Source organism: Amycolatopsis sp. lyj-112 (genome assembly GCF_046549055.1).
In the GTDB taxonomy this organism is placed as follows: domain Bacteria; phylum Actinomycetota; class Actinomycetes; order Mycobacteriales; family Pseudonocardiaceae; genus Amycolatopsis.
Genome location: NZ_JAJPWS010000001.1, coordinates 1220539 through 1232111 on the forward strand (window position 1 = coordinate 1220539; position 11573 = coordinate 1232111).

Genomic DNA, 11573 nt, shown 5'->3' on the forward strand with positions numbered 1-11573 from the left:
GAGACCATGCTGCCAGGGCGGGAAAACGTCGGCACCGTCGAGGATCTGCACGCTTCCGCGGCGAAACTCACCGGGCTGGACGACTTCGGCGGGGACGACCATCTCGAAGGCCTGCGAGTGCTGCTGGAGTCGTACGCCGGTGAGGCGGGTTTGACGCCGTATGGCAACAAAGTCCAGCGCGCGTTCCTGCGCGGGGCGCTGATCGCGAGGTCGTTGAGCGAAGCGTCGTGGAAGCAGAATCCCGCCCATGCCGAGGTTTCCGTCGAACGGCCCATCTTCGTCACCGGGCTGCCGAGGACCGGGACCACGGCGCTGCACCGGCTGCTCACCGAAGATCCCGCGCACCAGGGCCTGGAGGTCTGGCTGACCGAGGTGCCGCAGCCGCGGCCGCCGCGCGAGACCTGGGCGGAGAACCCGGTGTTCCAAGGGATCCAGGCGGGCTACGAGAAGCACCACGTCGAGCATCCCGAGTTCATGGGCCTGCACCACATGTCGGCCGATCAGGTCGAGGAATGCTGGCAGCTTCTGCGGCAGTCCCTGAAGTCGGTGTCCTACGAATGCCTCGCGCACGTGCCGTCGTACTCCCGCTGGCTGGACGGCCAGGACTGGGCCGACGCCTACCGCAGGCACCGGCGCAACCTTCAGCTGATCGGCCTGCCCGACGCCGGGCGCCGCTGGGTGCTCAAGAATCCGAGTCACCTGTTCGCGCTCGACGCGCTGCTGGAGGTCTACCCGGACGCGTTGATCGTGCAGACCCATCGCGCGCCGAGCACGATCATCGCTTCGGTGTGCAGCCTGAACGAACAGGCGTCCGAGGGCTGGTCCGACGTCTTTCGCGGCGACGTGATCGGCCGCGGTCAGCTCGATCTGTGGGCGCGCGGAGCGGAAAGGTCACTCGAAGCAAGGAAACGGCACGATCCGGCGCAGTTCTGCGACGTCCGGTATGAGGATTTCGTCGCCGATCCGATCGGGACGGTCGAGGGTGTCTACCGGCACTTCGAACTACCTCTGAGCGGTGAGGCGCGGGACGCGATGACCGCCGTCCACGCCGAAAGTAGTTCCGGGCAAAGGAAACCCGTGCACCGCTACGACCTCGCGGACTTCGGCCTGTCCTCGGGCGAGGTCGACGAACGCTTCTCCGCCTACCGCGCCGCCCACGACCTCTGAGACCCCGCAATTCGTCCTCTAGTTGCGGTAGTTGCACGTGCAACTACCGCAACTAGAGGACGAATCGCGGAAGGCGTTAGAAGCTCGCGGCGGCGCGCTGGGCGGGGAGGCCACGCGTCGTGATCCCCCGCAGTACCTCGACGCGTTCCGAACCCGGCCGTCCGAGCACCCAGCTCGACCCGGGCACCTCCTTGGCGCGCTTCTTCAACGGTGCCAGCAGCCGGGAAGCGTCCTTGTAGGACCGGATCGCGCCGCTGCCGCATACCAGCGTCGCGAGCGACACCGTCACCGGCAGCTCGTCGGCCGACCAGGGCGTGTCCAGCAGCGCGGTCGCGACGGTACCGATTTCGTCGACGTCGCAGGCGATCAGGAAGTCGTCGCCGCCGACGTGGCTGACGCGCATCCGGCGCAGCCGGGATTCCAGGTCGGTGAGCGTGCGGCCGAGGGTGCGGATCAGGTCGTCGCCCGCGGCGAACCCGGCGGTGTCGTTGATCGTCTTGAACGAGTCGACGTCCAGCCAGGCCGCGACGAACGGTTCCCGCGCGTTGATCCGGCGGTCGACGTCCCTGGCGACGGCGTCACTGCCGGGAAGCCGGGTCAGCGGGCTCAGCGAGACGGCCTCCTCGACCTTCGCCTCCGCCACCCCGCGGACGACCTCGTTCACCAGCACGACACCGACGCAGCGGCCACGGTCGTCGACCACCACGACGTCGTCGCCGGTCCGGCTCCAGTCCGCGTCGGTGACCAGTTCCAGGAATTCGAGCGCGCTGGCGTCGGCGTGGATCGTGTGCGGCCGGTCGGCGAGCCGGGACGCGGGACGCTTGGCGTGCAGGGCATGGCCGTACAACCCGGTCACCGCGACCAGGAACCGCGTCCGGTCGATCGACCACTGTGGACGGTGCCGGTCGTCGATCCCGACGATGCCGCTCGGCGCGTCGGCCGCGGCGAGGACCTCGCGGACGTCGTCGCACGTGGCCGCCTCGGGCAGCGTGGTCGCGGGACGCAGGAAGTCGCCGACGCGACGGGCCCGCGCGGTCCCTGGGAGCACCGGGCCGGGCCCCTCGGCGGCGGGCAGGGGAGCGTGGTCGCCGTCGGGCGGGGCGAGCAGGTTGCCCTGCGCGATCCGCACCCCGAGCCTCCGCGCGGACTCCAGTTGCTCGGTGGTTTCGAGCCCGGTGGCGACCAGCCGGTTGCCGGTGCGCGAGGTGAAGTGCAGCAGCGCCTCGACCACCGCGACGGCGGCCGGGTCGTGCGGCAGGCCGCGCAGCACGGTGCGGTCCAGTTTCACCAGGTCGATGGGTGCGGACGCGAGCAGCGTGAGCGGGAGGTCGCCGCGGCCGAGGCCGTCGAGCGCGAGCCGGAAGCCGAGTTCGGTGAGCCGCCGCATGCCCATGAGCACCTTGTCGGCGGGGACCTGGGAGAACGGCGGCCCGATCTCCAGCACGACGTCCCTGGTCCGGCGCCCGCACAGGCTCAGCGCCTCGGCCAGCGGTTCGAACCGGGTGGGAGGCGCTGCCAGGGTCCGTGCGGACAGGTTCAGGTGCAGGGGGAGCGCGGCATGCGGCTCGGCTTGCTGGCGGACGGCTTCGGCGGCGAGGCCGATGTCGACCTCGGCGAGCCTGCCGTTGCGCCGGGCATCGGCGAGCAGTTCGTGGGCGGTGCCGCGCCCCGGCCGCGCCAGCGCCTCGAACGCGACGACGCCACCGGTGTGCAGGCTGTATAGCGGCTGGTAGGCGAAGCGGACAGCGATCTGCAACGTCACCATCGAATGTTCGCGGGTGAAGGGGGGAAACGAAACACGTGTCAGCTGATGTTCATCGGGAAGGCACCAGGGTTACCCGGAACGGAGCAATCCACGACGGCCGGGCCACCCGATCAGGTGACGCCTGACCGGCCAAGGCGCCCTCCGGAAAAGTGCCGTCATCGCTTCGGTGGTACCTGAAACATCTTCGCGACCGGAGGTGAAAGCGCGCTGGAGCCCGATGGGCAGCGAGAAGAACAGGTCGAAGAACACCGGGACCAGTTCGGGCGGCATCCCGCACAGCGCGCGCAGCCCGTGTCTCCGCAGCTCGTGCACCGTGCGGGCGGAGGACGGCCACAGTGCCCGGCGAGCCGCCGTCGCGATCTCGGCGGGCCCCCGGTCCCACGCCCCCGCGACGGCGGCGGCGACCGGATCCGCCAGCCGCACCGACGTCGCGACGCTGTACCCGGTCGCGGGATGCACCAGCCCGGCCGCGACGCCGAACGGCACGACCGGACCACGGCGGGGTACTCCTACGTCGAGCACGATCCGCACGCGTTCCTCGCGGCCGCGGGAATCCAGCCCGGCGGCGGCCAGCCGTGCCCGCAGCCGGGCCGCCAGCAGTTCCAGCGGCAGTCCGGGCTTCCTGGCCAGCGAGGTCTCCTCGACCAGGACGGTGCCGTCGCCGAGCGGCAGCAGGTACAGGAACCCGGATTCCGTGCCACGCCAGTCCATGAACACCGCCGCGTCCGGGCAGTCCACCAGCCGCAGCGCGTCTTCGGCGGGCAGGACGGCACCGAACGCCGTCTGCTCGTACCGGCTGCCCTTCGGCGTCCCGCCCGAGAGGATCCGGCGGTCGCCGGAGACGTCGAAGACCACTCCGGCCGCGAACGCGCGCCCGTCCGCGAGCCGCACCGACGAGCCCAGACGCCCGGGGACGACCTCGGACACCGTCCCGGCGACGACGTCGTAGCCGCCGCTCAGCCACTCGCGCAGACCGTCGTTGTCCGCCACGAGGTACTGCCGGTCCAGGGCGTGCGGCCCGGTTCCGAAGGCGAGCGTCGTCGAGGGTGCGCAGGCGACGGCGCTCGCGGGTAGCGACGGCAGTTCGTCGGCCCACAGACCGTAGGTCGCCTGCCAGCGCCTGGCCGGCGCCGGATCGATCAGGACCGTCGCGAGGCCGCGGCGGGCGCAGGCACGGGCCAGCGCGCGCCCCGCCGGGCCGCCACCCGCGATCACCACGTCCGCCACCTGGGCATCTCACCATGCCGCCGCGACGGATACGGTGTGACGCATGGAACAGACGGACCCGAGGGCATGGCGGCGCGATCCGGAGAGCGCGGCGGCCGGGTTCACCGACCTCGCCACGAGCCCGTTCCGGATCGACCGGGACCGGATCGCGGCGTCGCCGTTCTTCGCGCGGCTCGGCGGGGTGACCCAGGTGGTCAGCGCCGGGGGAGCCGGGCTGCTGCACAACCGGCTCACGCACAGCCTCAAGGTCGCGCAGGTCGCCCGCGCGATCGCCGAGCGGATCAACTCCTCCAGCGACTCCGCCGAACTCGCCGCGAAACTGGGCGGCTGCGACCCGGACGTCGCCGAGGCGGCCGCGCTCGCGCACGACCTCGGGCACCCGCCGTTCGGGCACCTGGGGGAGCAGACCCTGGACCGCATCGCCCGGCATCGGTTCGGCCTCGCCGACGGGTTCGAGGGCAACGCGCAGTCGTTCCGGATCATCACCACCACCGACGTGCGCGGGCCGTCCGCGTCCGGGCTCGACCTCACCACGGCGGTGCGCGCCGCGGTGCTGAAGTACCCGTGGGCCCGGCTCCACGTGCCCGATCCGCATCCGACGTCGATGAAGGTCCAGCCGCGTGGCGCGGCCGAGCCCGGCGACGCGCCCGGCACCGGCGCGAGCAAGTTCTCCGCCTACAGCACCGAACTCGACGACTTCGCCCAGGCGCGGGCGCCCTTCGACGGGCGGATCGAACCCTGGCAGCAGACCGTCGAAGCGTCCGTGATGGACACCGCGGACGACATCGCCTACGCCATCCACGACCTCCAGGACTTCCACCGGATCGGCGTTCTGCAGCACGCGCCGGTCGCGGCGGAGTTCGCCGGCTGGATCAACCACGCCGTCGAACTGGCCGGGCTGGACGACGCGACGCTGACCGCCGAACGGCGGCTCCCGGGGCGTTCGCTGGAACGCCTGCGCCGCCGGATGCACGTCAAGGACGGCTGGATCGTCGACGACGACGCTTTCACCAGCGCGATCGCCCGTGTCCGCGCCGAACTCGTCGACGGTCTGCTGGCCACCGGCTTCGACGGCTCGATCGAGGCCGAACAGGCCACGGCCGCGTTCTCCGCGAAGTGGACCGCGCGGCTGGTCGACGGCGTGCAGGTGGTGCCCTCGCCCTCGACCCGGACAGGGCACCTCACGCTGCGGCCCGCGCAGTGGCACGAGGTGCAGGTGCTCAAGTTCGTGCACCGGCGATTCGTCCTGTTGCGCCCGGAACTGGCGCTGCACCAGCGCGGCCAGGCAAGCCTGGTGACGACGCTCGTCGACGCGCTCGACGCCTGGCTGCTCGACCGCGACGAGTTCTACCGGCTCCCGCGGCGGCTGCACGATCTGGTCGAACTGGCGCAGGGGGAGTTCTCCGTACTCGCGCGGACGTCGCCGGAACTGCTCATCGGGGCTACCGGGGAACCGGTCAGCGGGGCGGACGCCGTGCGCGGGCTGGCTCGCGGCCGCGCCGTCGTCGACTTCGTGGCGTCGCTGACGGACAAGCAGGCGGTGACCCTCTTGGACGGACTGTCCGGACGATCGTCGCAACCGTGGTCGGACTCATTCGTCCTTTAAGGCCGGTCTTCGAGCACCCTGTGATCGCACGATTACGCTGAACGGCCTACAACCTAGGACCAGAAACGGAAATTACCCATCCGACGTCACTCGAACGGCCGCTGTGGACTGTGCACGGGCAGTACTTAGCTTGATCCTGCCGGTGATCGCCGGTGTCGGTCAGCGTGAGTCGGGGCACGCGCCTAGGAATCGGAGGCGCACGTGCGTCCAACCCGTTCTAGTAGGAGAAGAAGAACGATCCTGACCGCGGGCACCGCGGTGCTCGTCACCGCGCTCGGCCTGGTCAGTCCGCCCATCGCGGCGGCGGAAACCGGGCAGTCCCCGGACGCGTTCTCGGAGAACACCGTCCGGCAGATCGAGGCCCTGCAGTCGATCAAGAAGAGCCAGAGCGCCGGTGAGTCCAAAGTGGACAGCCGACTGCTCGTCGAACAGAAACTCCGCGCACAGCGTATGTCGGCCTCCGCGGTTCCCGCACTGGGGTCTGGGGCGAATGTTTCCGCGGCCGGCACCGTACTCGTGGACATCCGGGGCAAGGTCTCGGACGCACTCCTGAAGAGCCTGCGTGAATCCGGTGCGGGAATTCGCGCGGTCTCCGAGCACTACGGCAGCGTCCGCGCCGAGGTTCCGCTGAACGCGGTCCCGGCCATCGCCGGCCGTGAGGACGTCAAGAAGGTCGAAGCCGCCAACGAGGCGTTCACCGCCCGCGAGCTCGCCGAGCCCGCCGGTGCGGGCAAGCAGGTCAAACGGGAGAGCAAGGAAGAGAAGGCCGCCCGTATCGCGGCCGAACTGAAGAAGGCCGTCGAGGCCCAGGGCCAGGTCGGTATCGCCGCCGGGCCGATCAACAGCGAGGGCGACCGCGCCCACAACGCCGACACCGCGCGCCAGCAGTTCGGCGTCACCGGCGTGGGCACCAAGATCTGCGCGCTGTCCGACGGCATCGACTCGCTCGCGACGTCGCAGGCCCGCGGCGAACTGCCCGCCGGCGTCGACGTCATCCCCGGCCAGGAGGGTGACGGCGACGAGGGCACCGCGATGCTCGAGATCATCCACGATCTCGCGCCGAACGCGTCGCTCGGTTTCGCCAGCGCGTTCAACTCCGACGCCAGCTTCGCCGACAACATCCGCAAACTGCGGTTCGACGCGCACTGCGACGTCATCGTCGACGACGTCCTGTATTTCAAGGAATCGCCGTTCCAGGACTGGATCATCGCCCAGGCCGTGAACGACGTGACCGCCAACGGCGCGCTGTACTTCTCCTCGGCCGGTAACGAGGGCAACGTCGCCGACGGCACCTCGGGCCACTGGGAAGGCGACTTCGTCGACTCGGGCAAGAGTGTCGGCAAGTTCGCCGGCACGGCGCACAACTTCGCCGGCGCCGCGGGCAACCAGATCTTCGAGCCGATCTCGAGCGCGTCCGGCGCCGTGCCGGTCACGCTGTTCTGGTCGGACCCGCTGGGCGCTTCGAACAACGACTACGACCTGTACCTGCTGAACGCGGCGGGCAACGTCGTCGACTTCAGCCAGGACAACCAGACCGGGACCCAGGACGCCTACGAGCGGGTGGACACCACGGGCGGCGCCGGTCTCCGGCTGGCGATCGTCAAGTTCTCCGGCGAGGGCCGCTACCTGTCGCTGTCCGCGCTGCGCGGCCGCTTCACCGACTCGGCCGACGGGCTCAAGGCCTACACCAGTCCCGGAGTGACCGTCGGGCACTCGGCCGCGCGGGACGCGTTCAGCGTCGCGGCGGCTCCGGCGGCCAAGGCGTTCCCGCGGGCCCTCGAACCGGGCGACCCGGCCAACCCGGCCGGCCCGTTCCCGGGTGCGTTCAGCGCGTCGACCAAGGTCGAACGGTTCACTTCGGACGGTCCGAGGCGCGTGTTCTACCAGGCCGACGGCACGCCGATCACCCCCGGAAACGTCTCGGGGACCGGTGGTGAGGTCCGCGCCAAGCCGGACATCACCGCGGCCGACGGCGTGTCCACCAGCGTCACCGGCTTCACCACGTTCTACGGCACGTCGGCCGCCGCGCCGCACGCCGCCGCGATCGCGGGCCTGGTGCTCTCGGGTAACCCGGGGCTGCCCCCGGCCGAGGTGCGCGAGGCGCTGATCACCACCGCCGTCGACATCCTGACCCCGGGCCGCGACAACTCCAGCGGCGCCGGCGTCATCCTCGCCGACAAGGTGCTCGCCTACACCGGTGCCAGCCCGCAGCCGCTGGCCACCGCGGGCCAGCCGACGGTCACCCCGGCCGACGGCGGTTCGGCGCTCGACCCGGGCGACACCGCGAAGGTGACCCTGCCGGTGACCAACAGGGGTGACGGCACCGCGTCGTCGACCAGTGTGGTGCTCACCAGCCCGACCCCGGGTGTCACGGTGGCGCCGCGGTCGAAGTCGTACGGCACGATCAGCCCCGGGCAGACCGGTGTCAACGACTTCACCATCACCGTGCCCGCCACGCAGGAACTGGGTGTGCCGGTGGTGCTGAACGCCCGCGTGACCTTCGCGGGTTCGTTCTCGCCGACCACGACGTCGTTCTCCCTGCCGGTCGGCACTCCGTCGCCGGTGACGCAGAACTTCGCCTACGCCGGTGACGCGGTGGCCATCCCGGACAGCGACCCGACCGGCGTGAGCGTGCCGATCACGGTCAGCGGTGTCGGGCGCGCGTCGAAGCTGACGTTCTCGGTGGACGGGGCCACGTGCACCACCGACCAGACCTCGGCGACCGTGGGCATCAACCACTCGTACGTCGGTGACCTGGTCGGCACGCTGACCTCGCCCTCGGGCGCCAAGGCGACCGTGCTGCAGCGCAGCGGCGGCTCGGGCAACAACCTGTGCCAGGTGGTCTTCGCCGACGGCGCGGCCGCCGCGTTCAGTTCGGTGTCCGCGGCGAATGCCCCGTTCACCGGTACCTATCGGCCGGCGCAGGCGTTCGGTGGCCTGATCACCGGCGCGGCCGCCGACGGCACCTGGACGTTCTCCGCGGTGGACGTCGCCGGTGGCGACACCGGGTCGATCCGCTCGGTTTCCTTGCACATCAACGGTTTCGCCCAGCCTGCCGTGGCTGAGCGGCCCGCGTCCGTCGGCAAGTCCGTCGGCAAGGGCCCGGTGAAGCCGGTCTAGCCGGGCACTGTTTCCGTGAAGGCCTCCTTCACTACCTTGAGGGTAGGGAAGGGGGCCTTCACGTACTTTGAGGGGCATGATGCGGGAGCGGCAGGTGGCGGGCGGGGGCCGGGCGGTCGAGGTCGCCCCGGACCGGCTCGAAGGCTGGTACGCCCGCTTCGCCGTCCGCAACGACGGCGTCCGCTCGACGGAGCTGACGCCGCACACCGTCGCTGTCACCGCCGGCAACGGCGTCGTGGCCATCGCGTCCGTCCCTTTCGGACCACTGGACGCCGAAGGGACCGTCGACGGCCTAGCTGTCGACGGGCTGGCCGTCGGCCCGCTCATCGAGCACGCGCTGGTCTCCCGCCGGATCGCGCTGCTGCTGGTCCGCCGCGGCGGCCACAGTGTCGGGATCGCGCGTGGCGGGGTGGTGGTCCAGTCCAGGACCGACCGCCATCTCGTCCAGGGCCGGTCCGCGGCGGGCGGCTGGTCTCAGCAACGGTTCGCGCGGCGGCGGGAAGGCCAGGCGCGAAACGCGCTCCGCTCCGCCGCCGACGACGCGTTCGAAGTCCTCGTGCCGCAACTGTCCGAAGTGGACGCTGTCGTCCTCGGCGGTGACCGTCGGGCGCTGGAAAAACTGCGCGAGGACCGGCGGCTGGCGCCGCTGTTCGCCCGCGCGGAACCCCGCGTCCTCGACATCGCCGAACCGCGGCGCACGGTGCTCGACGACGCCGCCGAACGCGCCGTCGCGGTGGAGATCACCTTGCGAGGTTCGTGACTTCGGGCACGGTCCGATAAAACCTGTCGACAGCGGCCCGTACACTGATCGCGTGGACATCCTCTTGGAGTGAGCTCCTCCCCGGCATGAGTGCCGGGGAGTCGAAGCTGTTCACCCATCCACCCCTTGTTCTGGGAGTTCCTGTGATCACGGCCTCTGGCCTGCAGCTGCGCGCTGGTTCGCGCATCCTGCTCCAAGACACCAACGTCCGCATCCAGCAGGGCGACCGCATCGGCCTCGTCGGCCGTAACGGCGCCGGCAAGACCACCTCGCTCAAGGTGCTGGCGGGGGAGGGTGAGCCGCACGCCGGCGAGGTCCGCCGCAGCAGCGAGCTCGGCTACCTGCCGCAGGACCCGCGTGAGGGCGACCTGTCCGTCACCGCGAAGGACCGCGTGCTCTCCGCCCGCGGCCTCGACTCCCTGCTGCGCAACATGGAAAAAGCGCAGACCGCGATGTCGGAGCTGGTGGACGACAAGGAGCGCGACAAGGCGATCAACCGCTACAGCCGTCTCGAAGAGCGGTTCGCCTCGCTCGGTGGCTACGCCGCCGAAAGTGAGGCCGCGCGGATCTGCTCCAACCTCGGTCTCGCCGACCGGGTGCTCGCGCAGACGCTGCAGACCCTCTCCGGTGGTCAGCGCCGCCGCGTCGAGCTGGCCCGGATCCTGTTCGCCGCCGCCGAGGCGGGCGCGGGTGGCAAATCCGAGACGATCCTGCTGCTCGACGAGCCCACCAACCACCTCGACGCCGACTCCATCAACTGGCTGCGCGGGTTCCTCAAGCAGCACGACGGTGGTCTCGTGGTGATCAGCCACGATGTCGAACTGCTCGGGGACGTCGTCAACAAGGTGTGGTTCCTCGACGCGACCCGCTCCGAGCTCGACCTGTACAACATGGGCTGGCAGCGCTACCTCGACGCGCGGGCCACCGATGAGAAGCGCCGCCGCCGCGAGCGCGCGAACGCCGAGAAGAAGGCGTCCGTCCTGCATCAGCAGGCCGCGAAACTCGGTGCCAAGGCCACGAAGGCGGTGGCCGCCAAGAACATGGCGCGCCGCGCCGACCAGATGCTCGCCTCGCTCGACGACACCCGGCAGGCCGACAAGGTCGCCAGGATCAAGTTCCCCGTGCCCGCCCCGTGCGGCCGGACCCCGCTCACCGCGGAGGGGCTTTCGAAGTCCTACGGTTCGCTCGAGATCTTCACCGGAGTCGACCTCGCGATCGATCGGGGATCGAAGGTCGTCGTACTCGGATTGAACGGTGCCGGAAAGACGACTTTGCTCCGGCTGCTCGGCGGAATGGAAACTCCGGATACCGGCGAGACCATTCCGGGTCACGGAATGCGTTTGGGCTATTACGCACAGGAACATGAAACGCTCGACCACGATGCGTCCGTGTGGGAAAATATCCGTCACCTCGCGCCGGACACCGGCGCACAGGAGCTGAGGAATCTTCTCGGGTCGTTCTTGTTCACGGGCGAGCAACTCGATCAGCCCGCCGGCACGCTCTCCGGCGGCGAGAAGACGAGGCTCGCGCTGGCCGGTCTGGTGTCCAGCGCTGCCAACGTTTTGCTGCTCGACGAGCCGACGAACAACCTGGACCCGGCCAGCCGTGCCCAGGTCCTCGACGCGCTGCGCAGCTTCGCCGGCGCCGTCGTCCTGGTGACGCACGACCCGGGCGCCGTCGAGGCGCTGGAGCCGGAACGCGTCATCCTGCTGCCCGACGGAACCGAGGACCATTGGTCCCCGGATTATCTGGAACTTGTCCAGCTTGCGTGAGGCCTGCGTCCGTTCGGGTGCTTGATCGATGCCATCCGGCCACTGAAATGGCCCAATGTGATCGCGGTTTCGGCAGTTTTGCGCTCGTCGTCTGGCATTCCGGCGCTCAGTGTTCGATCATTGCGGCGACAGGGGCCGTAATGTGGCCCAGAACAC

At 70.3% G+C, this 11573-nt stretch carries 7 protein-coding genes; 5 read left to right on the top strand and 2 right to left on the bottom strand.

Annotated elements, in window-relative coordinates; all coding sequences use genetic code 11:
- Positions 1-6 precede the first annotated feature (6 nt).
- Positions 7-1167, top strand: a complete 1161-nt coding sequence (locus tag ACLJRL_RS05885; RefSeq protein WP_410654947.1) for a sulfotransferase family protein — start codon at positions 7-9, stop codon at positions 1165-1167.
- A 76-nt stretch (positions 1168-1243) separates the two neighbouring features.
- Here ACLJRL_RS05885 and ACLJRL_RS05890 read toward each other — a convergent pair whose 3' ends face one another.
- Entirely contained in the window at positions 1244-2932 is a 1689-nt protein-coding gene (locus ACLJRL_RS05890) for an EAL domain-containing protein (protein ID WP_410654948.1), read from the bottom strand.
- 69 nt (positions 2933-3001) lie between these two features.
- Entirely contained in the window at positions 3002-4159 is a 1158-nt protein-coding gene (locus ACLJRL_RS05895; protein WP_410654949.1) for a lycopene cyclase family protein, read from the bottom strand.
- Positions 4160-4202: 43 nt separating this feature from the next.
- Here ACLJRL_RS05895 and ACLJRL_RS05900 point away from each other — a divergent pair, with 43 nt between their 5' ends.
- The 4 genes from ACLJRL_RS05900 to ACLJRL_RS05915 all read left to right on the top strand — a co-directional run bounded on the left by ACLJRL_RS05900 (position 4203) and on the right by ACLJRL_RS05915 (position 11417).
- Positions 4203-5765, top strand: a complete 1563-nt coding sequence (locus ACLJRL_RS05900; RefSeq protein WP_410654950.1) for a deoxyguanosinetriphosphate triphosphohydrolase family protein — start codon at positions 4203-4205, stop codon at positions 5763-5765.
- Between the two features lie 237 nt (positions 5766-6002).
- Entirely contained in the window at positions 6003-8885 is a 2883-nt protein-coding gene (locus tag ACLJRL_RS05905) for a S8 family serine peptidase (RefSeq protein WP_410655179.1), read from the top strand.
- A 76-nt stretch (positions 8886-8961) separates the two neighbouring features.
- Entirely contained in the window at positions 8962-9645 is a 684-nt protein-coding gene (locus ACLJRL_RS05910) for an acVLRF1 family peptidyl-tRNA hydrolase (RefSeq protein ID WP_410654951.1), read from the top strand.
- A gap of 143 nt (positions 9646-9788) precedes the next feature.
- A complete protein-coding gene (locus ACLJRL_RS05915; RefSeq protein WP_410654952.1) occupies positions 9789-11417 on the top strand; it encodes an ABC-F family ATP-binding cassette domain-containing protein in 1629 nt (542 codons plus the stop codon).
- Positions 11418-11573: the final 156 nt, after the last annotated feature.